Origin of the sequence: Acinetobacter calcoaceticus DSM 30006 = CIP 81.8, assembly GCF_000368965.1 — a bacterium.
Lineage (GTDB): Bacteria > Pseudomonadota > Gammaproteobacteria > Pseudomonadales > Moraxellaceae > Acinetobacter > Acinetobacter calcoaceticus.
Genome location: NZ_KB849779.1, coordinates 302,536 through 328,059, shown reverse-complemented (window position 1 = coordinate 328,059; position 25,524 = coordinate 302,536). Strand labels below are relative to the sequence as shown.

Here is a 25,524-nt window from a genome sequence, read left to right as displayed (position 1 = left end):
TCTTACCTAGTCTTGAGAGGGTTGTAGTTGTGCGTTGAGTTGCTGCAATCTTGCTTCTAGACGGTCAATGTCTTGATTAAGCTTGCGCGTTGCTTGAGTTAAGTCGTCCATTTCCCAGCGAGGGGCAAATAGACCGCTATCTTCTTTTAATGCATCTTCAGCAAAAAACAGATGGCTTTGAAGAGAGCGTTTTAAATGTTTTGGTGCAAGCTGAATCTTGCCAATTTCGTGGGCAAGTTGAGGACCAACCCATCTTGATAAGTGCGCAGCTAAATCTGGTTCAGCTTGTTGCATGATTTTTTGAATATCCTGTAACAGGTGATAATCACCTTGCAATGGGATATTGCCAATCTGATCTGGATCGCTGACCAATAGTTTGATCAGCTCAATGACATCTTTAACATGCAAAGTTGCTGTAGCTTCAGAAATTTTGAATTGCTCATCAAAAGGGCGTTGTTCAAAAATAGAAGGTTTTTCACTGTGCCCTGTTGCGGTAGGTTCAAGACGTACTTTTTCTTGGTCAAAGAATACATCGACAGAAAGTTGCGGACTGTCGATTGCGACACGCAACATTTTGCCCTGTAACTGATTAAGCTGAATGCGTGTAACCGCATCCAGATCGATCAGATGATGAATGATACGTTCGACTGCACCGAGTGCCAGAATCGACCACATATCGTTAACCCTTACAGTTTGAAGCCACGGTGAACGGCAACGATACCAGCAGTAAGGTTGTGATAGTCACAGTTCTGGAAGCCAGCATTTTCCATCATACCTTTTAAGGTGCGTTGGTCTGGATGCATACGAATTGATTCAGCCAAATACTTATAACTTTCTGAATCATTGGCAACTAATTTACCCATAATTGGTAAAGCAGTGAATGAGTAGAGATCATAAAGTTTTGAGAATGGCTCAAATACAGGCTTAGAAAATTCAAGAATAAGTAAACGACCGCCTGGCTTTAACACACGGAACATAGAAGCAAGTGCTGCATCTTTATCAGTCACGTTACGTAAGCCAAAACTAATGGTGAGTAGATCAAAGCTGTTATCTGCAAAAGGCTCTAAAGTTTCTGCATTGGCAAGTACGAAGTCGACATTAGTACAGCCTGCATCAATCAAACGGTCACGGCCTACATTGAGCATGGATTCGTTAATGTCTGAAAGAACGACATGGCCTTGAGGACCAACTTCACGGCTGAATACTTTTGCTAAATCGCCTGTACCACCAGCAATGTCCAACACATGTTGACCTCGGCGTACACCTGACATGTTAATTGCAAAGCGTTTCCAGAGGCGGTGAATACCAAATGACATCAAGTCATTCATCAAGTCATATTTGCTTGCAACTGAATGGAAAACCTCTGCAACTTTTTGAGCTTTATCTTCAGTTTTAACAGTCGAGAAACCAAAGTGTGTGGTTTCTCCCACGTTGCCAGTATTGCCAGCACCACGCGGTAAATTGTATTTCGGTACAGAACCGTTAACTGGTGTATCAGTTAAGGTTTGTTGTAAAGTTTGTTGTTGCCCTTGAGGGGTACCTTGCGGTAAAGGTGAGCTTAGGAATGGGCTAACTTTGTCTGAACTTTGTGCCTGCTCAGTTGGAGATGTTGGCTTTTGGTTTTCGTTAGACATATTGTCTCTCCTAGACTCAAACTCAAGTGAAACGGAATAAGTTCTGCATGATGACAGATTTTGTCTATTTTTACAGGCATCATCATGCAAATATAATGAATAAAATCTCAACTTCGTAAGGTTGATTTTTTCTCTGTGCCGACCTTATCACACTCTAAACGGATTCGGATGCCCTGAATGTACATTTTCAATAATCTGGCGTTCTTTTTCCGTAAAAGTCTTGATAAACGTCTCGGCTGATTTTAACGGTTTCATTGCAGTAAAACCATCTTGAATAAAATCATACATCAATTCAAAGTGATATTTTTGGGCAATGCCTTTACACATTTTAAAAGCCGTAAACATCATAAATGAGCGCATATATTTATCGAGTGCTGTACCTAAATCATCAAGAAGAGCAAGTTGTTGATAACGAGCTTCTGCCTGATCAAGCTTGGTTAAGGTTAAGCGCATGATTTCATCGGTTAATACCGTATCAGCCGGATAATCCTCAAGAAGCTGTATCGCCACTTGTTCATCAAGCTGAGTGGCAAGCACAGCCAAACTTACCGATTTAGTTCCAGTTTTAATCGCATTCTCAGGCAATACTTTTTCGGCTTTATGTGCATATTTCAAGAGGCGTTCAATTTGCGCTGCAAGGGCATCAAACTCTGGACCACCATATAAACGATTTAAAAAATACTCTGCCATGAGTTTATGTTCAGGCAAGTTGAAAAATTCATGATGTGTATCTTTCATCCGCTCTTTTAGCCATGTTTGTACATCTTGCAAACGTTGGGCAAGCACCGGATTGTCGTGATAATTAAATGTTTTATATTGTTGTAAAAGTTCATCAAAAGCAGCGAGTTTAGACATGTAAGACTCTAATATTGGGCTATTTACAAAAAATCATAAGAGGCATTGTAACCTTGTACTATGGCGAGAAGATGTAAAAAAAATGATTCATGCGTCAATTTTTAGATGGAATTTGGCCGCAATGACATAATTTGTATAGCAATTCATCATTTAACCGCATAAGTTAAAGATCATCGAAATTAAACAATAAATGATTAGAGCCGTGGACTATGAGTGAACAACAACCAAAATTTGAAATTCGAGATGAAGAACAGCTTTCAGTCGATTTGATTGAAGCACAATATGCTCTAAAAGAAAGTCGAGGGAAGCCGAATGCTAAAAGTACACTCATTTTAATGAGTGGTATTGAACTGGCTGGAAAAGGGGAAGCGGTTAAGCAACTTCGCGAGTGGTTAGACCCAAGATATTTACGAGTAAAAGCAGATGCGCCGCGTGTGCTGACAGATACCGAAGCGTTTTGGCAATCGTATTCGGAGTTTATTCCTACCGAAGGTCAAATTGTGGTGATGTTTGGCAATTGGTATAGCGATTTGCTTGTCACAGCCACTCATGTGTCTGAACCCTTAGATGAGGCACGATTTGATGCTTACGTAGAAAGTATGCGGGCATTCGAACAAGATTTGAAAAATAATTATGTCGATGTGGTTAAAGTCTGGTTTGATCTTTCATGGAAATCACTGCAAAAACGTTTGGACAAGATCGATCCATCAGAGCAGCACTGGCATAAGCTCCACGGCCTAGACTGGCGTAATAAAAAACAATATGACACCTTGCAAAAGTTACGCCGCCGTTTTACCGACGATTGGTACATTATTGATGGCGAAGATGAAACACAACGCGACCAGTTTTTTGCTCAGTACCTTTTGCAACACATGCGTCAACTTCCTGACCATGAAACTGAAGTTAAAGGAAAATGGCAACAAGCCCAAATTCCCGAGAGTTTATTAAAACCTTCTAATGAGCCACTTGAAAAAGCTGAATATAAAAAAGAGCTCGATAAACTCAGCAAAAAAATTGCTGATGCAATGCGTTTTGATAAACGCAATGTCGTGATTGCTTTTGAGGGGATGGATGCCGCTGGTAAAGGCGGCGCAATTAAGCGAATTGTTAAAAACCTAGATCCGCGTGAATATGATATTCACTGTATTGGAGCACCTGAACGGTACGAGGCACGACATCCTTATTTATGGCGTTTTTGGAACCGTATTAATGAGGCTGAAAAAATCACGATCTTTGATCGGACTTGGTATGGGCGAGTACTCGTTGAACGTGTTGAAGGTTTTGCTTCGCCTTTAGAGTGGCAGCGTGCCTATGACGAAATTAATCGTTTTGAAAAAGATTTATTTGATAGTCAAACGATTGTAGTAAAAATTTGGCTGGCAATTAGCAAAGATGAGCAGGAACAGCGTTTTAAAGCAAGAGAAGAGGCACCGCATAAACGCTTTAAAATTACCGCAGAGGATTGGCGTAATCGTGATAAGTGGGACGATTATTTAAAAGCGGCAGCAGATATGTTTGAGCGAACCAGCACTGAATACGCACCTTGGTATATTGTTGCAACTGATGATAAATATACTGCACGTCTAGAAGTATTAAAGGCAGTTTTAAAACAGCTGAGAGCAGATTAAGCTCTCAGCCATTAAGGTATCTACTAATTTACAATAGTGGTACGGCTTTTTTGCTGAATACGTTTTGCAAGATTGTAACTGTCATTCAGGTGAGTTTCTGCTATTTTTTTCATCATGAAATAGCCTAAACTTGCTGCTACAATTTGTCCGCCTAGCGGTATAAATTTAGTCACTTGTTTCGTTACGATTTTGCCCAAAAAACCATTAAATGTTTTTTTAACAGTAGTACGTGCCACTACAAAACCTGAAAATTCAAAACCGCGTTTACGTAATTCATCCCAATGAATTGTTTTAGTTTTTGGGTCGTAAACACTCACGTGCTCAGGTGCTAAGCCAAAACGGGAATTGATATCTGGAATAAGGTACGACAAAATTCCCAAGTCTATCACCACGTCTAAAAAAGGAATGGGTACAATTGCCGCTCCTGCTGAGACGTAAGCTCTTTTTTTGATGAGGTCATGACACTCATCGCGAATTTGTTCCAGATTTAGGCTAGGATCAATATAGTCAGGAATGTTATCAATTTTCATAATGTCTACCTGTGTAAGTTTCTTGATGGCGTCATTTAAACCAAGCGTAAGTGACACCTAAAGTTAAATTATGCTGTGTTTAAACCAACGTGACATAGTCAGATTCAGTTGTATAGTAATGAATGTTTATGATTTTGTGCATAAATTATGCAAGCAGGATATGAAATAAATGGGGATACATGTTATTCAAAGCCAACGTATTGATGTGTTGTTGCAAGGTGTATTAGCGTCTACATCGCAAACTTCAACGCATCCTTTACAGGTTTTGAAAACACAGCATTTTGTTGTTCCAAGTCCTGCGGTTGAGCAGTGGCTAATACAGAAACTTGCAGAACAGCAAGGCATGAGTGCCAATTACCAGTTTCATCAACGGGTACGAGGTTTCCAGTGGTATGCCTATCAGCAAGTTTTAACTGCCCATAAAGAACAGGTCCGTAAAGCGAACATCCCCCGTTTAATTTTTAAATGGCGGGTTCATCAGGCTTTGTATGAATTTATACAACCTGATGCAATTAGCATAGATACCTCACATCCTCTCCATTCTATTGTTCAGCGCATTTATGACAGCGCAGACCGGCTTGAGCAAGGCATAGATAAACAACTAAAAAAACAAAAAATGCTGTATTGGGTGGCTGAGCAGGTTGCCGACCTATTTAGTAACTACATGATTTATCGTGGACAGTGTCAGCGTGGTTGTGAAAATAGTTGTACGTGTCCAGAGAACTGGTTGGCTGCTTGGGGGCAAGGGCGAGCGCTCGATATTGAAAAATATATTGTGCAAAAAGACGAAGAGGTTACTGCTTTTGCATTGCATCAAACTCAAGAGCTAGAACGTTGGCAGCGATGGTTGTGGCAGCAACATTTTCATGATGACTTTTTGCAAATGCAGCAAATTGATGCGTTGTTTTGGCAAGAGATCGAACATCCAGATCGCAGTAAATGGGCTATTTCAAGATTACCTCATCAGGTGGTGATCTTTACATTATTGGATTTACCGCCAAGCCAGTTACAGTTCTTGCGCCGTTTAGGGCAATATATTGATGTGCTAATTTTGCACTATAACCCTTCGCAAGAATATTGGGCAGATAGCGTTGATCCACTGTGGAAACAGCGTTATGACTTAGGGGTGAAAGAGCGCTTTATTGCGAAAAACCCTAAGGCAACGGATGCTGAAATTAGCGATTTCTTTAATAAATTTACACTCAACTTTAATGCTGAAGCACGTGAGTCCAGACATCCACTTTTAACAAGATTAGGTAAACAAGCCCGCGACCACTTTTCGCTATTATCAAATTTATCTACGGGTGAAGAGGGTAAATGGGTTGATGCTTTTGTGGATGATTTCCCTGAAAGTTTACTCGGTAAAGTTCAATCCGATATTTTGCATTTGGTTGAACCCCAAGCTAAGCAATATGAGCTTGCTCCAGACGATGACTCTATTCAGATCCATGTTTGCCATTCTACTTTACGTCAGCTTGAAGTACTTAAAGAGCAACTGATTGGTTGGTTGGCCAAAGCACATGAGCAGCCGCGTCGCCCAAATGATATTTTAGTTTTAGTTCCTAATTTGACCGACATAGAGCCTTTAATTCGGAGTGTATTTCCTGCAACTGCCACTGAGCAGGGTGTGCATTTGCCAGTGAAAATTGCAGGAGTTGCATCACTTGATGCATTAAATGCTTGGCGTGCCGTGATTGGGCGTATTCAGCTGATGCAAGGGCGTTTTAGCTTTGATGATTTTGCTGACTGGTTAAGCTTGCATGCGACTCAGCAACGATACGAACTTGAATATGCTCAGGTTGAGCGAATTTTAAATTTACTTGCCGATGCTGGGTTTAAACGAGGACTTGATGCAGAGCATCTCAAGCGCAGTTTGTGTGAGGGTGATGACGATTATCGATATAGTTTTAAATTTGCTTTAGAGCGATTGGCTCTAGGCATTGCTGTGCCTGTACATGAAACATTTAATCAAGTGCTGAGTTATGCCAAAGTTCAACCAGTTGATTTTGAGTTGATTGGTACACTCATCCAGATTTATCAAGATTTGAATGAGCGCCGTGATTGGTTAACCCTACATGAACAGGGGCAAGTCTATACGGTTGAATATTGGCTCCAAGTACTGGGTAAAGATATTGTCGAATTTGAGCAGGTGGGTGTTGCTGCTTTAAAAGCTGTTCGGGAAATTGTCAAAAAACAAGAGCGAATGTTGACGCTCGCAAGCTATTACGCAGAGACAGAAACAGGAACTTTGCGCAAAATTACGTTGCCTCTACCTTATATTATTGAAGAAATTCAACGGACCTTAGAAAGCCAAAGTGCACAAGCGGAACCGACTGGGCAGATTACCTTTGCCCAAATTGGACATATTCGGCCGCTACCTTATCGCTTAATGGTCATGTTAAATCTTGATGCAGGGCAATTTCCAAACCGTGATACACACGTTCCATTTGATTTAATGGATGCATTGCGCCAACAGTTAGGCGACCGCTCTCGTCTTGAAGATGATCAGGGAGCTTTTTTAGATGCATTATTATTAGCCCAAGAAAATTTATGGCTGTTTTATAACGGGTTTGATGTGAATGATGGCGAGGTGAGAGAACCTTCTAGTATTCTTCAAGAGTTCCGTGAACACCTTGCCTTGATTGTAAAAGCCGAAGACGATGTATCTGAAAATGTAGTTGTTGAAGGGATTGAGATTCCAGCTCAGTTAAAACAGCTTTATCACCTCCATCATTTACAGCCCTTTGATCCGAAAGGTTTTACTGTAGAAAAAAGTGGTGTTCGTTACCAAGATCATTGGTTTAAGGTTGCTTCACAAATTCAGCAAGTCTCAGGAAACCGTCAACCTTGGGCGAATACGACCTATCCGCTGCAAGCGCCTGACATGTTGGTTTTAGATAGCCAGCAATGGATACAGGATGTGACATTCCCCGCACGACTATATTTGAAAACTTTGGGTGTTGAAAACTTAGGAAGTGTTGGACTGCTTGACCAAAATGAACCCTTGTTACTAGATGGTTTAGGACGTTATGCGATTCGACATTTTTTACAGCAATCCGATCAACAAGCACAACCTGAGGTATTACTTGATCAATTGCCTGTAGGCAAAGTCAAATATAGCGCGTGGCAGCAAGGTATTTTTGAACAAGAGTGCTTGCTTGAACGCCTCCATCATTATGCACCAGCGGTAACTGAAACGACTCAGCGAGTTTGGCGAATTGCCAAACAGCTTCATATGAATATTACTGTTCCAAAGTCTGAAACTCAGGATTGGGTCAGTATGGAGCCGTCGAGTGCTCGGGCAAAAAGACGTGCGAAAGTCTGGTTGGAACATCTACTTTGGTTGGCCTATCTTAATGAGGGAAGTGCTGGCGCTGAAAAACGCCGTATTGTAGTTTTTAGCGATCAAACCGTTATTTGTAGCGGCGTAAGTTCTGAGCAAGCTCGGCAATATTTACAGCCATGGTTTAAAATCTGGCGTTATGCTCAACAACAGCCACTAGTTTTGCCAGCAGCCTTATTATTAAAACCACTAGAAAAAGCCAAAGCATATCAGTGGGAAACAGCAAATCAGGCAGAAAAAGCAAAACTGGATGAGAAGAGTTATGCTGAGCTGTTAAAATACTGGAATGAAACAGGGTCATTTACCACCATGGACATGACTCAAAATGAAGCTTGCAAGTTGCATCAAGACTGGAGCTTTATTTTACAAGAACAAGATGCACAAGCTTTGCTTCAACATGCTTGTGATGAATTTGCGTATGATCTGTATCATCCAGTTTTTCAATTTCAACATTCGGAGTAAGACATGAACTCAAGAGTACAGGTGTCTTATCAACCTATTATTGATATTGATTTTAGTGGATTACACTTAATTGAAGCTTCAGCAGGTACAGGAAAAACTTATACTTTATCGAGCTTGATGGTCCGTATTTTTCTTGAAAAATACTTGCCTCGACAAGTGATTGCGACCACTTTTACCCGTGCTGCCGCTGCCGAGTTAAAAAGCCGTATTCGTGCCCGTTTGGTCGAAACGTATCGTTATTTAGAGACGAAGCGCAGTTTTACAGAACATGAATTACTTATGCAGGCCGAGCAAGAGCCTGATTTGTTACTCCAACATATTTTAAAAAGCTTTGCGACGCGTATTGCCTATGCGTGTGAGCGTTTAAAATTAGTTATAGATCAGTTCGATGAGCTATTTGTTGGAACACTCGATAGCTTTAGCCAAAAACTATTACGTGAGTTTGCTTTTGAGAGTGGCAAAATTGAACGTGCTCAAATTACCGATGATGCAAAAACCTATAGCCGACAACTCATTCATGATGTGCTCCGAGAGTGGATACAGTCTCAACATCAAACCGTAATTGATGCCTTGTATCTGGCAGGTGAACTTAAGAGTGTTGATAGTTTTGTCAAACTGGTCGAAGACTCACTTAATTTTAGTTCTGCACATTTTAAACTTCCCGAAAAACCAACAATTCAATTTGAACAACTTGCTCAGCTCAAACAGTTAGCCACAGAAATTGACTTAAGCCTTTTAGAGCACTATTACCAGCTTGATGGCGAACACTATAAGCATGTGAGCGGTACGGTATTTCGAAACGGCGCTTTTAATAAACTATTTAGTGAATGTTTACCGCAGCTTCTGCAAGTTTTAACGCAAAGCGACAGTATTTTAGTTTTTGATGGGTCACTATCAGCACAGCGAGAACTTGTTTTTAAATTTTTAGGCCAAATTGCCGATCAAAAAGTTTTTAAGAAATGTCCAGCCGAAATTTCAGATGGATTCTATCAACACCCCTGCATTCAGCAGATTCAGCAACTCTTTGGTGTACTGAAAAACTACGCCGAACAGTTCGATCAGCTTCATATTTATTTAAAAGCCTATTTATGTGTCGAAGTTAAAAAACGACTACCACAGGTTTTACAAAATAAAGGCGAAACGACCTTTTCTCAGCAAATCCGTACACTGTCTGATGCTTTAAAGGGCGAGCAGGGACAACGTTTTGCAGTATTTGTTCAGGCGCGTTATCCCTTAATTTTGGTCGATGAATTTCAGGACACTAACCAAGATCAAGACGATATGCTGGCTAGTATTTGGCGGCATCCGCAGCGCTATCAAAAAGGCTGCATGATTATGGTGGGTGACCGAAAACAGGCAATTTACGGTTTCCGTGGTGGGGATATGCTCACCTTCTTAAATGCCTATAAAGATATTCAAGCCAAACATGGCCGCGAATATAAGTTAATTCATAACCATCGTTCGGTAGCCGATCTGGTTGAAGTCGTCGATGCGTTATTTCAACGACAAATCGATTTTGGTGAACAGGTTCAATATGACCCGATTCGGGCAGGTACTCGACCTCATCCTGTACTGATTGAACACAACAATCATAATTCTCATCCTTTGCGCTGGTTGATGCTCAAAGACAAAGAAACAGAGGCTCAGCAAGTTGCATGGAAGATTCGGGATTTACTCAACCGTTCTCATGAGGGTCATTTATATTTTCAAAAAGACTCTCAGACTCAAACCTTAAACGAAGATGATATTGCGGTATTGTCTCGTAATCATGATGGGCTTGATAAAGTTCAATATGAGCTAGAGCGTTTAGGCATTCGGGTTAATCGTCCATCGAAACGAAGTGTTTTTGATTGCACGATTGCTCAAGACGTCGGTGCTTTATTGACAGCAATACTTCATCCTTACGATGAGGCAAAAGTGAAGCGGGCTTTAATTAGCCGTCTGTTTGCCATGGACTTGAAGCAACTGTTGCAACTTGAGCAGACAGCAGAAGGCTTAAGCCAGTTCATGACTGGTTTTGATAGCATTAGAGAGCTGTGGTCTAGTCAGGGCTTTTTAGTTGCATGGCAACAATGTTTAAGCCAGTTTGATATCTGGCAAAATTTGGTGGCTGCTCAAAGTAAAGATAATGAACGGGTTGTGGTGAACTTGCGTCATTTGACTGAAATTTTGAGTCAGCACAGCGAGAAATACTCAGGCGCGCAAAACCTCTATCATTGGTATCTCAAACAGTTGCGTTCTCCTCTTGACCGTGATTGGGAGTTAGAACGTAAATTGTCGAGTGAAGCTGGTGTTCAGCTCATGACAATTCACCAGTCAAAAGGACTGGAGTTTAAGATTGTTTTTTTGTTGGGGGCAGACAAGCCGTTTCGAGAAAATAATAAAACTCTGAATTTTTCGACCCAAGATGTAGTCCAGCCAGACTCAAGCCAGATGTTAACTCAACGTGTAGTTGCGATTGCTGACAAGACATATTTGAATGAAATTGAACTTAAACAACACGAAGAGCGGGCATTAGCTGAACAGAATCGTCTTTGGTATGTGGCTTTAACGCGAGCAAGCCACCGCGTCTATGCCATTTTACAAGATGCTGACGGTAAATCAGTTTCAGGCTTAGCTTTCTGGAAAAATAGGAATGAGCCTTTTCAGCACCATTGCTGCACAGATGAAATGGTTTTGGAGCAGATGCCTCAAGCAATTCATTTAGCTAAGCAAACCAGTATTATTGAACTACAAGCACAACGCTTTCCTGAGCAACGTTTTTATTCTCGTGGTAAAACCAGTTTCAGTTACTTGGCGCAGCATTTAAAACATAAGGTTGGCACAGATTTATTGGCGAGTCAGAGCAATGATGCTGTATTAGCAGAAGATGAGCTGGACTTGGTCAACACTGTTGAAACAATCAGTGCTCAGCCGATTGACTGGATAAAGAATAATTTTCCACGAGGAACGCTTGCTGGTAATTTCCTGCATGAAATTTTTGAGCATATCGATTTTCAATGTTCAGATGACTGGGTCATAGAAATACGTCGTCGTTTTAAAAATGACTATAGTAGTCTCTGGCTAGATTTACTCAGTAAATATAAAGAGAGCTTTCCAGAGGAAGAAGACGCCGAGAATCTGCTTTATCAGTCAGTTGCACAGTGGTTGCAAGATGTTTTACGAACGCCACTCTATCAGGGCTTCCGATTGAACCAACTTCAACCAGAGCAGCATTTGTCGGAGTTTCCTTTTTATTTGGCATTGTCGGATCGGGTTTTAGCCATGACTCGTGTTCAGCAACTCTTTGCTGAATATGGTTTGAATATGCCGGAGTTACTTGAAGCACGTTCGGCCCGTTATCTCAATGGTTCTATCGATTTGGTTTATTTTGATGGACAGCGCTATCACATTGCCGATTATAAAAGTAATTATTTAGGAGAAGATCTTGCAGATTATCGTAGCGATAACATTGCACAAAGCATGTCTTTGGCAAGTTACTGGCTACAGGCAGGTCTATACTTGGTGGCATTACATCGCTATTTGCAAGTCAAAATGCAGGATTACCAAATTGAGCAACATTTAGGTGGGGCGACTTATCTTTATTTGCGTGGTATGAATGGTGAAGCAGAGCAGGGGTATTATTACTGGCAACCTAGTATTGAGTTTATTCTGCGTCTTGATGCCATTTTGGGGTATTTTGCTGAGGATAAAATCGCATGAAAAATGCTGATAAGTTAGGTAATTTTAAGATTAACAAATACTTGACATGTGGATAAGCCTGTCTATAACCATGTGGACAAGCGTGTGGAAAACTAGGTGGATAAGTGTGTGGACAATCTAAATAGCCCTGAACAAGCTGATTTAAGCTGGTTAACAACGTGGAGTAACTTCTTAAATCAGGCTCCATTTACTGAGCAATCACAAGTGCCAGATACCGCTTCTTATTTACAGCAGCTTATTGAAGCTAGCTTGCAAGGTGATAGCTGTATCGATGTCAGTCCAGAGCAAATTGCAGCACTTGGTCAACTTGCTATATCAGCCGATCAAGCGACTTCAAAAGTTGCACCATGCGTCTACGATGAGCAGGGGTTGGCATTATACCGATATTGGCACCTAGAGCAACGCCTTGCAGAACAAATTTGTCGATTAAAGCAACAATTAATTCAGCCTGTATCTTGTGATGACTATATAAGCCTACTTACAGACCCTCATCAGCAGGCAGCTTTACAAATGGTTGCTCGGCAGAGCCTGAGTATTATTACGGGTGGGCCGGGTACAGGTAAGACCTATACACTTGCACGTATTATTGCTGTGCTGAGCCAAGCAATTCCGCATATTCGTGTAGCGATGGCTGCTCCAACGGGTAAAGCAGCACAGCGCATGCAAGAGGCCTTACAGAACTCGTTTAATGACCCTAAATTGCTTGAGTCTGGATTAATGAGTGAAGAGCTCAGAAATCAGGGAACACAAACGATTCATCGATTATTAGGGATGGGGCATAGCCAAACACCACGGTTTAATCAAAAACAACCGCTTCCTTACGATGTAATTGTGGTGGATGAGGCTTCCATGCTGGATTTAAGTCTAGCCACTCTTTTATTTGAGGCTGTGCCAGAGTCTTGTCGAATTATTTTATTAGGAGATGCAAATCAGCTCGCTTCCGTTGATGTAGGTGCAGTACTTGCTGACTTGCAACAAATACAGGCACTAGCCGACAACAGAGTACAATTACAAACCAGTCGCCGTTTTGCTGAAGGGGCGTTGATTGGGCAAGTTGCTAAATTTATTCAGGCACAAACCTATCAACAAAATCATGAAGTGGTTTTGCAGCAGTTTGAAATTGATATTGTTGAGGTTTCTGAATTAAAGCCTATAGTTTTACAAAATGACATGCCAGATGTGGTTCAACTTGAGTATTTACCAGAAGGGAATCACACAGAAGTCGAAATTTATTATCAGAAACTCATGTTAGGTTTCCAAGGCTATGTAAAGAGCCTAAAAAATTATTTAAAAGAAGAACGCTCGATTGAACAGGTTCAAAACGTAGTAAGAGCATTTGATGACTACCGTATTTTAACAGCGGTCCGTCATGGCCCATTTGGCTTACAACAGTTAAACCAGTATGCGCAGCGCTGGTTACAACAACATTTATCAATAGTTACAGTGGGTGGTTGGTATGTAGGTCGTCCGGTGATGATGACTTATAACGACTATCAACTTGGTATTTCAAATGGAGATATTGGCCTGTGTTTTGAACATAGAACCCAGCCACAGCAATTTGAAGTATATTTTCCAAGTTTAAATAAATGGGTGGCGGCAAACCGATTACCTAAAAGTATTCAAAGTGCATTCGCTTTAACAATTCATAAGTCGCAAGGGTCTGAATTTACACATACTGCTGTGGTTCTTGATCAGGCTGCAAAGAACTTATTAAGCCAAGAGCTAATATACACTGCGATTACACGAGCTAAAAAAGTAGTGAGTCTTTTGGTTCATCCAGAAGCTTTAGTTCAGGCATTTACAGTTCGTACTACACGAAAAAGTGGTTTAGTTCAGAAAGTTAATCGGTTAGTTCGTTAAGACAAACTTAATATTTTTACCCTTGTAAGAAAAAGCTTACATAGATTCGAGATATTTGCTGCTAGAGTACACCCCACGTTTTTGAGATTATAAACGCACAACGAGCTTGGCACGGAATGTCGGGCAAAATCGCACAATAATAATAGCTTAAGTCGAGAGACTGCGAACTTACAATGATGTAGGTGTATAAAGAGGAAACTTACAGCCGCTAAGCCTTGTAGTTTTGGGAGAGACTACAGGGCTTTTTTATATTCTCGATTTTATTTACTTCTAAAAAATTATAAAAAAAGATCTGTTTTAGACCTCTATTTAATATGTTTTCTTTTAAAAATTTATATCAATATATTTATCTATAATATGATTTTTAAACAGCCATTTTTCCTGTGAATTGTTAAGTTATATGTTATACAGAACTGTACGTTAAATGTTAAAAATGGTTATTTACTAAATATTATACAGACCTGTACGTTTTTACTTACATGATGATAAGAGAAATACTACTTTTCTTCATAATTGGATGTGTCACAATACATCACATAGGGAAATAGAAACAAAGACACTGGAAGTGAGTTAAAACAACAAGAAGGATGTGACTAGCATCTCACCAACGATAATAAAAACAGAAATAACACGATAAACAAAAACTACAGCGCAAAAAACCCAAGCAGAAATGCTTGGGTTTTTTATTTGCTTTTACACTAAGTTAGTTTCGTGTGAGTCGCTACCAAACAAAGATCGGCGCTGATCTCTAGGGATGCGGGGGCATTGCGTTGAAATCTGATAAAGCACGTTGGCTAAAGCAGGAAGGTGTGTTCCCACTACAGATTTGCCCGTTGTTAACAGAGATACACTAATATCTCTTTCAGGGTCGGCCCAACATAAAATATTAGAGAACCCTAAATGACCAAAAGCTTGTCCTGTCATTGGACCAAAAAGACCTACAGGGTTACTACCTAACATTGGACCTAAGGCATAGCGCATTGGAATTAATAAAGTACGATCAATGTTAACGCCTGTAGTTGGCAGTGTTGCCCTGAAAATCGTTTTCTCACTGAAGATTTGCTGACCGCCATGGCTTCCTCCACTTAAAAGCATTTCAAAGAAGCGTCCAGCTTGTTCTGCACTGGTATAGATGTTTCCGGCTGGGCAAATTGTGTCCATAAAACGGTTGTCGTTTGTGACATCAACTGCAAGTTGCAACCCTCCACCTAACACATGGTTTAGGTAGTGGTCGGTACCAAGGCGAGGGTGTAGGCCCGTTGCACAGTTTAAAGCAACCTCTGAGCGGTACTCTGGTTTTAAACCATAGTTGAAATAAGGCATTCCCATCGGTTTCTCGATAGTTTGATGCACAAATTCACGTAAATTTTGCCCAGTCACCCGCTCAATCACTTCTCCTAAAATATAACCCGCTGTAACAGCATGATAGGCAAGGTGGTTACCAGCAGGAGACACAGGTTTGGCGGCATATAAACGTTTTAAAATTTGATCTTTATCAAAGAGTAATTCGGGTGTGACATCGCCGTCTATATAGGGAATGCCGCCACGATGTGCTAGTAAATGAAAGATAGTCGCACGGCGTTTACCATTTACGCCATATTCCGGAATATAGTAGCTCACAGGATCAAGCAAATTGATTTCGCCTTTTTCATCTAATAGATGAATTAACATGGCGGTGATCATCTTTGATGCTGAAAACAGGCAAACAGGTGTATCTGGAGTCGCAATCAAGGCATTCTCCTGTAGTCCTGCTGGAGAGTTCCCTTGGGCATATCCAATGCTTCTGTTCAGCAAAACTTTACCTTGTCGACGTAGACAAAAAGTAATGAGTGGATAATTTCCAGTTTTATATAATGCTTCTACACTGTTCCAGATTTTTTGAATCTGGCGCTCAGTCATTCCACCCTGTTCAGCAGCAACTTCATCTTTACGACGAATAACTTGCTCAATATTGTCCGGTACTGGACAAGTGTTGGTTGAAAAAATTTTCACACGTTCCTCGCGCTTCTTTCTTTTTATTCAAGGCTAGTGTGCAGGGTTAATATGCCCATGTCAGTGTCTAAAATGACAAGTTACTGAAAACTATTTTGCAATCCACCTATAGATACCTTAAAATAGGCGACTTGCTGTAGTGATGCACGGCAGTCAGTTGCCTCAACTGATTCATATCGTTTACTTTTTTTAAGCATCTCGGAGAAATCGAATGGCTTTAACTAATGCAGACCGCGCAGAGATCATTGCTAAATTTGCTCGCGCTGAAAATGACACTGGTTCACCAGAAGTACAAGTAGCTTTATTGACTGCTCAAATCAATGATTTACAAGGTCACTTTAAAGCTCACAAACACGACCATCACAGTCGTCGTGGTTTGATTCGTATGGTTAACCAACGTCGTAAATTGCTTGACTATTTAAATGGTAAAGACCACGGTCGTTACACTGCTTTGATCGGTGCTTTAGGTTTACGTCGTTAATTCGATTTTCACTTTGTTTTCGCTATTTCGCATGTCGCAATGCTTTATCGCTGAAAAGAGAGTTTCACTTAATTTTAGGTTAAGTGATGTTTAGAAGGGGCGCTTGTGCGCTCCTTCTTTGCGTTTAACTTTTAACATTATTTAAAATTTTTGGCCTAGTGTGATGGCTTCTAAGCTTTGTCATTTATCTACCAATCGGTGTAGTCTGAATGCCAAACCTTAGGGGTCTCACTAGAATAAAATTAGGAAAATACAATACATGTCAATGTTTAATATCGTTCGTAAAGAATTCCAATATGGTCAACACACTGTTGTTTTAGAAACAGGTCGTGTTGCACGTCAAGCAAATACAGTTTTAGTTACAATGGGCGGCGTAACTGTTTTAGTTGCAGTAGTTGCTCAACCTAAAGCAAAAGCGGGTCAGGACTTCTTCCCGTTAACAGTTAACTATCAAGAAAAACAATATGCTGCGGGTCGTATCCCAGGTGGTTATGGTAAACGTGAAGGTCGTCAGTCTGAAGCTGAAACTTTAATTTCACGTCTTATTGACCGTCCAATTCGTCCATTGTTCCCAGAAGGTTTCTATAACGAAATCCAAGTGACAGCGACTGTTGTTTCTTCTGATAAGACTATGGATGCTGACATTGCTGCAATGATCGGTGCTTCAGCTGCAATGTCAATTGCAGCTGTTCCATTCCGTGGTCCAATTGCAGGCGCACGTGTTGGTTTAATCAACGGCGAATACATTCTTAACCCAACCCACGAACAATTGAAAGAAAGTGATCTTGATCTTGTGGTTGCGGGTACTGAATCTGCGGTACTGATGGTTGAATCTGAAGCGAAAGAACTTTCAGAAGACCAAATGTTAGGTGCTGTACTTTTCGGTCATGATGAAATGCAAATTGCTGTTCAAGCAATTAAAGAATTTGCTGCTGCTGCTGGTGCAGTTGAATCAACTTGGGTTGCTCCAAGCAAAAACGAAGCTCTTCTTGAGCAATTAAAAGCAGCTTTCGAAGCTAAAATTTCTGAAGCATATACGATTGCGGTTAAACAAGATCGTTATGCAGCACTTGATGCACTTTATGCAGAAGCTGTAGCTCAGTTCGTTCCTGAAAATGACGAAACTGGTATTGCTGACGAAGTAAACGAATTATTTGAAGACCTTAAATACCGTACAGTACGTGACAACATCTTGTCAGGTAAACCACGTATTGATGGCCGTGATACTAAAACTGTTCGTGGTATCGACGTTCAAGTTGGCGTATTAGATCGTGCTCACGGTTCTGCATTATTTACACGTGGTGAAACTCAAGCGTTGGTAACAACAACTTTGGGTAATACTCGTGATGCACTAATGGTTGATACATTGTCAGGTACTAAAACTGACAATTTCATGTTGCACTACAACTTCCCTGCATACTCTGTAGGTGAAACTGGTCGTGAATCTGGTCCTAAACGTCGTGAAATTGGTCATGGCCGTTTAGCACGTCGTGGTGTTCAAGCAGTTCTTCCTGCTGCTGACCGCTTCCCGTATGTTATTCGTATTGTATCTGACATTACTGAATCTAACGGTTCATCTTCAATGGCTTCTGTATGTGGTGCATCATTATCACTTATGGATGCGGGTGTTCCACTTAAAGCACCAGTTGCTGGTATCGCAATGGGTTTAGTGAAAGAAGGTGAGCGTTTTGCAGTACTTTCTGACATCTTAGGTGACGAAGATCACTTAGGCGACATGGACTTTAAAGTAGCAGGTTCTGAAAACGGTATTACTGCACTTCAAATGGACATCAAGATTGAAGGTATTACTGAAGAAATTATGGAAGCTGCATTAAACCAAGCATTTGCTGGTCGTATGCACATCCTTAACGAAATGAATAAAGTCATTTCACGTGCTCGTCCTGAAATCAGCGCTCATGCACCGACATTTGAAGTCATTAACATCAATCCAGACAAGATCCGTGATGTTATTGGTAAAGGTGGTGCAACGATTCGTGCCATTACTGAAGAAACTAAAGCTGCAATTGATATTGAAGACAATGGTACAGTTCGCGTATTTGGTGAAACTAAAGCTGCTGCTCGTGCTGCGATTGCAAAAATTCAAGCACTTACTGCTGAAGTTGAACCAGGTAAGATCTATGACGGTAAAGTAATCCGTATTGTAGAATTCGGTGCGTTTGTAAACATCATGCCGGGTACTGATGGTCTTCTTCACATTTCGCAAATTTCAAATGAACGTATTGCGAATGTAACTGATGTTCTTAAAGAAGGTCAGGAAGTGAAAGTACAAGTTGCTGATGTTGATAATCGTGGTCGTATTAAATTGACTATGAAAGACATTGAACAAGTATAATTGTTCTAGTGACATGAAAAAGTCCGCTTGATGCGGACTTTTTTTATGGCATGATGCAAGTAATACAAAAACAGATCGTTGTGGTATGCAGGTTTATTACTTTTATCGCCATCAAAGTGACGGCTATGTCTTTTTAAGCCGTGAACAGCATAGTGAACATGTTCTAGAGTTTTTCTGGATTGATAGTCTCAGAACGGATGTGGTCAATCATAATGAAGAATGGCAACAAGAGATTCAAAAGCTTTCAGGCGTAGTTATTAATGAGTTTCATATGCGGGATATCTCGAATATTGAACATCCTTGCGCCTTTGACACGCTTGAAGAATATGACTTACTGATTTTTAAAAAGCTGGTTACGCCTGATGATGAAATTAAACCTGCTGAATCCCAAGACAGTGTTTTTGGTTTGGCGACTACACCAATTAGCTTTATTTTGATGCCAGATGTGCTGATTAGTGTGCGTGAGCAGGGAAACAAGTCGATTGAAAATTATATTCAACGTCTTGATAATATTTTATGTAGAACTTTAGAAGAACAAAATAAAACCCGTAAATTACCAAATTCACCGATTGATTTATCGTTACGGCTGTTAAACAGTATGATTGATGGCTATCTTGATATCCGCTCGCCATTGACGAGAAGAGTCGAGCATTGGCAACAGCAATTGCTTCAGGGTAATCGTCGTTTTAAACAATGGCATCAACTATTCCATGAAAATATGGCATTTCAGCAAGTGGAAAATCTGTGCGAGGAGCAAATTGAAAGCTTGCAAGAGTTTAGAGATGAAATCGTAGAAAACTACCATCATGTCGTTGGTAAGCATATCCACAATTCACAAGATATTTTACTGGTGCGTTTAAATGATTTGATGAGTCATGTTGAACGTATTCAAAAACATACTTTGCGATTGCGTAGCGCAATTCAGTCTGCAATTGATCTGCATTTTTCAGCCATTGCGAACCAGACCAATGAAAACATGCGGATTCTTGCCATTATCACCGCCGTTTTTGCACCTCTTACCCTTTTAACGGGTATTTATGGAATGAATTTTGAGTTTATTCCTGGTCTTAAATCGCCAGTTGGTTTCTGGATTATGCTCGGGGTCATGCTGCTGAGCACCATTGTACTGTTGTACTATTTCTATCGGCAGCATTTGGTGGGGCGAGGTGAACGAAGTGTCATTGATTTGTTGGCCCAGCAACACCGTCAAGATCGGATGAATTTATTTTGGTTTTTGGAATATGAACCGATTAAGCAGACATTGAAGGAAGTGGAGAAGATTACTCGGTTGAAATAGTTCTTCATTTTTTTATTGAATTTTGTTCCAAATTTGCTTGAGCTAAGCGTCATCCACAACCTGAGTGAGAAAAAGCAAACATCGTTTGCTTCGAGCGCAAGACAAGCGAAGTGCGTAGCTTGCGTTCAAATATAACTTTGACCTTAGTACGCACTTCAATATCTCTGGTTTTGGCCTCGCTACTCATGCCAAAACAAAAGTAACGTAATTAGCTGACGGAATAGATAGTGAGTGCCAGTAGGACTCCGTCGTGACTATCTAATCTAATGAAAATGCTTCAACTCTTTCCTTAATTGCTGTACTTCATCAATCAAATCTAACATCACTGCAACTGCTGCCAAACTTGCGTCAAAGTCACGTTGTAGACGATAAGCTTTACGAGCACGAGAGACATCTTCGCCCATAAACTGATGGGTTTCAGGTGCGGTATTGACCGATAAAATATCATATTCAATTAACTGAATAATCCAGTCTGGACTTTGACCACAAGCTTGAGCGAATTGTTGTAGATCAAATGTGGATTGTTCATCAACGACCTCAGCACTAAAGGTATGGCCGTCATATACAATTTCTCGATAATGAATGGTTGTCATAATCTTGCTCCCTAATGAGATGAACGAGGTTCGAATGAAGCAAAGGCTTCTGCCAGTTGCTGATATGCTTGTTTTTCTTTTTCAGAATGTGCAGGTGGAAATACAATATTTAAGATTAAGTATAGATGCCCTGGTGTTTTATTAGGTATCCCTTTGTCTTTTAAACGTAGCTGTTGTCCTTGTTTTGCATTGTGAGGTAAATTAACGTTTAAAGGTCCAGCTGGTGTTTTTACTTCAATACCTTGACCTAACGCTGCTTCCCACGGAGCGACATCTACAGTCAAATATACATCACTGCCTTCGACATGAACGCGGTCTGTATCTTTATACTGGATTTCAATATAGAGATCGCCGTTAGCACCGCCATTGATACCACTTTGTCCTTGTCCACTTAATCGGATTTGCTGACCTTCTTTCATACCTTTTGGTACTTTGACTTGAAGGGTTTTACGTTGAACTTCAGGTTCGCCATAAGCATTCACGGTCGGAATTTGCAGGGTAATTTGTTGCGTTGATCCATGATAGGCAATATCAAGATCGACTTCTATGCTGGCATGTTGATCTTCACCGCGATAACTACGCTGTTGTCTCTGATGTTGCTGTTGACCACCACCAAATCCTGCACCAAAGCGACCAAATAAATCTTCAAAACCGCTAAAGTCTGCTTGCTCACCACCTGTAAAGCCTTGGCGATAAAACTGTGCTCCATCAAAACCACCTTGCGCAGCACCCTGACCAAAGTTATTAAAACCTTGTGGATGATCTAACAACTGATCATATTCAGCTTTTTTTTCTGCATTGCTTAACGTGTCGTAGGCAACATTAATTGCCTGCATCTTTTCTTCGGCATCTTTTTCTTTGCTGATGTCAGGATGATATTTACGAGCTAATTTTCGATAAGCTTTCTTAATTTCATCAGCAGAGGCTTTGCGTGTAACCCCTAATTCTTCATAATAATTTTTAGCCATAATGTTTTATCAGGATGGTGTGGTTTATTTCATTATGAAACGATTTTTAGAGTTTTCAATAAGCTAGATTGTATAAGAGTTGTTCTATTAAAAAATAAAATTGAGAGAAAGAGGTATAGATAAATTAAGACTATACCTATACCTCTCATTAGTTAGATAAAAGTTTGGTACAAGCCGTAAATAGCAATCAATAGAAGTAATAGGCCGCAAAGTCCTAATATTTTTGGATATAAATGGCTATTAGAAAGACGGCGGAAAAATACATAAACCAGAGATAAAGTTAAGAAGTCTAAAACAATCCATGTCAGCGTGAGTATGGTTAAACTTAGGTTGAGCTGTGGTGTAATAGAAACAAATTGCGGAAAGAAAGCCGAGAAAAAAATAATATCTTTGGGGTTGGAGATTCCGACAAAAAAGCCCTTTTTGAAGCCACCATTTTGTGCTGAAACTGTTTGTATTGCTTCTTGATGAGGCGCCTGAATCACTTCTTTAAGAATAGTGAAACCTAAATATCCAATATATAGACAGCCTAAGATACGGATAATATTGAGATAACTATCGTTAACACTCAGTACTCCCTTTAAAACGAGTACCGAAATAAAAATTAAAATAAGTGAGGCTAAATTGGTCCCAAAAATCGTTTCAAGTGCTTTTCTATATCCACCTTTAAGTCCAGCGCTTGCAACTAAAATCATGACAGGGCCGGGGGTAGCAATCATAATAATGACGCTAAAAAAAAATAGAAAATAATCAAAATAATTCATGGAATATAAGTATCTTATTTATTGGGCTATAAAGTAATCTTATATTATCTTATTTAAAATAAGATATTGAAAATGATCATTAAAAAAATAAGGATAAATAAAAAGGCGGTATATCCGCCTTTTTATAAAGCTTAACGATTAACTCAAATGCTCACCAAATAACGCTAAAGCTTCTTCAGCGGTAAAGGTATATTGCGTGTTACAGAACTGGCAATCCATACGAATAGGGTTCTGGTCTTCTAATGTTTCATGAACAGCGTCTACACCAATTTGAATCAGCGCATTAGCACAGCGTTCTTTTGAACATGTACAGCCAAATTTGAGTGTTTCAATTTCTGGTAAACGAACTTCTTCTTCATTATATAAACGATATAAGATTTCGGTTGCATCTAAATTGGTGAGCTCTTCAGCTTTTAATGTTTCGGTCAACATGGTCAAGCGTGGCCATAAATCTTCATCAACCAGCTTTTGCTCTTCGTCATCATGACGTGGTAAAAGCTGAATGAGTAAACCACCAGAGCGCTTAGCAGTACTCGCTAGCACAATTCGAGTTGGAATTTGTGCAGATAAGTCGTAATACTGCATGAGGCAACCCGCTAAATTTGCCTGATCAAGAGGTACAATGCCTTGGTAACGCTCGCCAAATTCCGGTTCAATATTGATAAATAAAACTGGGTTAACTAAAGCGCCGAGAACTGTGCTGCTGTCTGTTGCTTCAATGAAGCGTGGATCGGTTTCATAATCGGCTAAAGCACGAACTTCACCTAAATGATTACATTCAGCCATTGCCCATTTAAAGGTGCCGCTAGCCTGGATTTGCAAGCTGATACGGCCTTTGATTTTTAGTGTACTTGCAAGTAATGCAGTCGCACTCAACATTTCACCTAGCAGAATTTTAACGGCAGGCATATAGTCACGTTGAGCTAAGATAGTTTGTAGTGCTTCTTCTAGATGAACTACTTCCCCACGAACTGGAAAGTTCTCTATATAAAAGCGTTGGCGTAAATCAGACATAATATTCTCCAGGGCCCTAAGTAGATTATAACAATTTAGTTTTAAGCAAGCTTAGGGAATGCAGCGAAGCCGCAAGTAGGACAAAGGACAGCTTGGTGTCCATTGTCCAATTATTTAGGCAATGTGAATAAGTCCTTAATATAGCCATTTTTTGAAATCTCAAGTTATTCTAGATGATCTCGTGTAATGTCGATGCGATTTGGCTGTAAATGACGCTTTAAATTCACATCGTGTTTCGATGTGGCCTGTTGTTGGGCATCACTTTCAAATAGATGTTCAAGTTCGGCTAAAGCGTTACGATGCGTTTCAAAGATCTTTTGTTCATCAGTATAAATACTTTGCTGTTGTATGAGCAATTTCTCATCATAATCCCGAAAGATTTCGATATTGTTATACGCTTGCTCGTCAGAGATACCGAGTTCTCGTAAGGCTTGATAAGCCATTCCTAATGAAGATAAATACGTCTCACGCCAAATATATTCAACACCTAAATCTCTTAAAAGATGTACATGATGGCGGTCACGAGCGCGAGCCAATAACTTTAAGTTGGGATAATTTAATCTGAGATGACGTGCCACATTCATAGAATCTTCAACATCATCAATCGCTAAAATAAATACTTTGGCTTTTTCAATACCCGCAGAACGCAGTAAATCTGGTTGGGTCACATCACCATAATAAAGTGATCCGCCATATCGTCTGACAAAATCAACTTGATGAAGATTGTTGTCAATTGCGGTAAACCCTAGATGTTGCAGGCGGGCAATACGCGCAATAATTTGTCCAAAGCGACCAAAACCAGCAATGATAATCGGGTTGTCCTGCTGAGGAATTTCATCGTACTCAGGCGGGCGTTCTTTATTAAAAAGCGGAATGACCTTGTATGCCATCAACCAGTAAATCACTGGTGTGAGTACCATCGACAAAGTCACAATAAGAGTCACAGGTTCTAATAAAGCTTGAGTTAAAATCTTTTCACTTTTAGCTAAGCTTAAAATGACGAAAGCAAACTCACCGCCTTGAGCTAAACAAGTTCCTAATAGTAGGCTGTTATTCCAACTATACTTTTTATAGCGTGCAATGGCGGTCAATATCAGCGTTTTGATCACCAGTAAGCCGATTGCTCCACCAATAATAAGCCACGGCATTTCAATCAATAGTGACAGTTGAGTAGTCATACCCACGGTCATAAAGAATAAGCCAAGCAGTAAGCCTTTAAATGGGGCAATACTGGCTTCAACCTCATGGCGAAATTCAGAATCTGCTAATAATACGCCTGTGAGGAAAGCTCCTAATGTCGTGCTAATTCCTAATGTATCCATCAGCAAAACGACAGCTAGAATAATAAATAATCCTACCGCCGTAATGAGTTCAGTTGCTCCACTTTTGGCAACAAAACGGAAAAATGGACGCATCACATAACGACTAAATAGAAATAGACCAGTGAATGTTGCGGTGATAGCCGCAAAATAAGCCACACCATGATGGGTAGATTCTGTTCCTGCGAGTAATGGAATAATTGCAAGTAACGGAATCGCAGCTATATCTTGAAATAATAAAATTGAAAAAGACTGCTGACCATAGGTCGTGTTGAGCTGCTGTTTTTCAGTCAGAAGCTGTAATACAAAGGCTGTAGAAGACAGTGCCAGCGCAAAACCAATCACAAAACTGACAGCAAGTTGCTGTTGAAATAGAAAGAGTACGATCAGCATAAGAACGCCACCGCTAATCAGGACTTGCAGACTTCCCATTACAAAAATAGAGTCACGCATTTCCCACAAACGCTGTGGTCTTAATTCTAAGCCAATCAGGAACATCAATAGAATGACACCGAATTCGGCAAGTTCCATAATTGCTTTAGGGTCATGAGCAATATTTAAAACACTAGGACCCAGAAGTATTCCTGTAAATAAATAACCTAAAACTGTTGCAATCCCTAGGCGTTTGCCAAGAGGGACTAAAATCAGAGAAGCTCCAAGAAAGATAGTTGCTTGCAGTAGGAATGACATCCATTGCCTCGAATGTATTAGTCTCTTTTAAGTGTAAAA

The 25,524-nt window shown here is 40.3% G+C and carries 17 protein-coding genes; 7 read left to right on the top strand and 10 right to left on the bottom strand.

Annotated features, from left to right (window positions below; translation table 11 throughout):
* Window positions 1-6: 6 nt before the first annotated feature.
* From F936_RS03910 to F936_RS03900, 3 genes are all read right to left on the bottom strand, one after another.
* The gene (locus F936_RS03910) at window positions 7-675 is read right to left on the bottom strand and encodes a ubiquinone biosynthesis accessory factor UbiJ (protein WP_005045078.1); all 669 of its coding nucleotides are present in this window, start codon (window positions 673-675) and stop codon (window positions 7-9) included.
* Between the two features lie 11 nt (window positions 676-686).
* Window positions 687-1,634 (bottom strand): bifunctional demethylmenaquinone methyltransferase/2-methoxy-6-polyprenyl-1,4-benzoquinol methylase UbiE, encoded by a 948-nt coding sequence (gene ubiE / locus F936_RS03905; protein WP_004640878.1) that lies wholly within the window; start codon window positions 1,632-1,634, stop codon window positions 687-689.
* Window positions 1,635-1,781: 147 nt separating this feature from the next.
* Window positions 1,782-2,489: a DUF8198 family protein gene (locus F936_RS03900; RefSeq protein ID WP_005045076.1), complete on the bottom strand. Its 708-nt coding sequence runs from the start codon at window positions 2,487-2,489 to the stop codon at window positions 1,782-1,784.
* 209 nt (window positions 2,490-2,698) lie between these two features.
* Between F936_RS03900 and pap the strand changes: the two genes are divergently transcribed.
* On the top strand, window positions 2,699-4,117 hold the full coding sequence (gene pap, locus F936_RS03895) for a polyphosphate:AMP phosphotransferase (RefSeq protein ID WP_005045073.1): 1,419 nt from the start codon (window positions 2,699-2,701) through the stop codon (window positions 4,115-4,117).
* 23 nt (window positions 4,118-4,140) lie between these two features.
* Here the strand turns inward: pap and F936_RS03890 are convergent, their stop codons facing one another.
* Window positions 4,141-4,647 carry a hypothetical protein gene (locus F936_RS03890; RefSeq protein ID WP_005045071.1) on the bottom strand — a complete coding sequence of 169 codons (507 nt, stop codon included), beginning with the start codon at window positions 4,645-4,647 and terminating at the stop codon, window positions 4,141-4,143.
* Between the two features lie 169 nt (window positions 4,648-4,816).
* Here F936_RS03890 and F936_RS03885 point away from each other — a divergent pair, with 169 nt between their 5' ends.
* The 3 genes from F936_RS03885 to recD all read left to right on the top strand — a co-directional run bounded on the left by F936_RS03885 (window position 4,817) and on the right by recD (window position 14,014).
* The gene (locus F936_RS03885; protein ID WP_005045069.1) at window positions 4,817-8,452 is read left to right on the top strand and encodes an exodeoxyribonuclease V subunit gamma; all 3,636 of its coding nucleotides are present in this window, start codon (window positions 4,817-4,819) and stop codon (window positions 8,450-8,452) included.
* A 3-nt stretch (window positions 8,453-8,455) separates the two neighbouring features.
* Window positions 8,456-12,154, top strand: a complete 3,699-nt coding sequence (locus tag F936_RS03880; protein ID WP_005045067.1) for a UvrD-helicase domain-containing protein — start codon at window positions 8,456-8,458, stop codon at window positions 12,152-12,154.
* 108 nt (window positions 12,155-12,262) lie between these two features.
* Complete coding sequence (gene recD / locus F936_RS03875) at window positions 12,263-14,014, top strand: exodeoxyribonuclease V subunit alpha (protein WP_005045065.1); 1,752 nt, start codon at window positions 12,263-12,265, stop codon at window positions 14,012-14,014.
* Between the two features lie 693 nt (window positions 14,015-14,707).
* Here recD and F936_RS03870 read toward each other — a convergent pair.
* Window positions 14,708-16,006, bottom strand: coding sequence for a serine hydrolase domain-containing protein (locus tag F936_RS03870; protein WP_005045063.1), 1,299 nt, complete (start codon window positions 16,004-16,006; stop codon window positions 14,708-14,710).
* Window positions 16,007-16,217: 211 nt separating this feature from the next.
* Between F936_RS03870 and rpsO the strand changes: the two genes are divergently transcribed.
* The 3 genes from rpsO (at window position 16,218) to F936_RS03855 (ending at window position 20,137) form a co-directional block, all read left to right on the top strand.
* The gene (gene rpsO / locus F936_RS03865) at window positions 16,218-16,487 is read left to right on the top strand and encodes a 30S ribosomal protein S15 (RefSeq protein ID WP_002114951.1); all 270 of its coding nucleotides are present in this window, start codon (window positions 16,218-16,220) and stop codon (window positions 16,485-16,487) included.
* Between the two features lie 265 nt (window positions 16,488-16,752).
* Window positions 16,753-18,840 (top strand): polyribonucleotide nucleotidyltransferase, encoded by a 2,088-nt coding sequence (gene pnp / locus F936_RS03860; protein ID WP_171061271.1) that lies wholly within the window; start codon window positions 16,753-16,755, stop codon window positions 18,838-18,840.
* 85 nt (window positions 18,841-18,925) lie between these two features.
* The gene (locus tag F936_RS03855) at window positions 18,926-20,137 is read left to right on the top strand and encodes a magnesium transporter CorA family protein (protein WP_005045058.1); all 1,212 of its coding nucleotides are present in this window, start codon (window positions 18,926-18,928) and stop codon (window positions 20,135-20,137) included.
* Between the two features lie 263 nt (window positions 20,138-20,400).
* On the opposite strand, the gene F936_RS03850 is transcribed toward F936_RS03855, so the two are convergent.
* From F936_RS03850 to F936_RS03830, 5 genes are all read right to left on the bottom strand, one after another.
* Window positions 20,401-20,730, bottom strand: coding sequence for a chaperone modulator CbpM (locus tag F936_RS03850; protein ID WP_003654629.1), 330 nt, complete (start codon window positions 20,728-20,730; stop codon window positions 20,401-20,403).
* 11 nt (window positions 20,731-20,741) lie between these two features.
* A complete protein-coding gene (locus F936_RS03845) occupies window positions 20,742-21,698 on the bottom strand; it encodes a DnaJ C-terminal domain-containing protein (RefSeq protein WP_003654631.1) in 957 nt (318 codons plus the stop codon).
* Window positions 21,699-21,850: 152 nt separating this feature from the next.
* Window positions 21,851-22,462: a LysE family translocator gene (locus tag F936_RS03840; protein ID WP_005045055.1), complete on the bottom strand. Its 612-nt coding sequence runs from the start codon at window positions 22,460-22,462 to the stop codon at window positions 21,851-21,853.
* A gap of 138 nt (window positions 22,463-22,600) precedes the next feature.
* Entirely contained in the window at window positions 22,601-23,476 is an 876-nt protein-coding gene (hslO, locus tag F936_RS03835) for an Hsp33 family molecular chaperone HslO (RefSeq protein ID WP_005045052.1), read from the bottom strand.
* A gap of 164 nt (window positions 23,477-23,640) precedes the next feature.
* Window positions 23,641-25,485: a monovalent cation:proton antiporter-2 (CPA2) family protein gene (locus F936_RS03830; protein WP_005045051.1), complete on the bottom strand. Its 1,845-nt coding sequence runs from the start codon at window positions 25,483-25,485 to the stop codon at window positions 23,641-23,643.
* Window positions 25,486-25,524 lie beyond the last annotated feature (39 nt).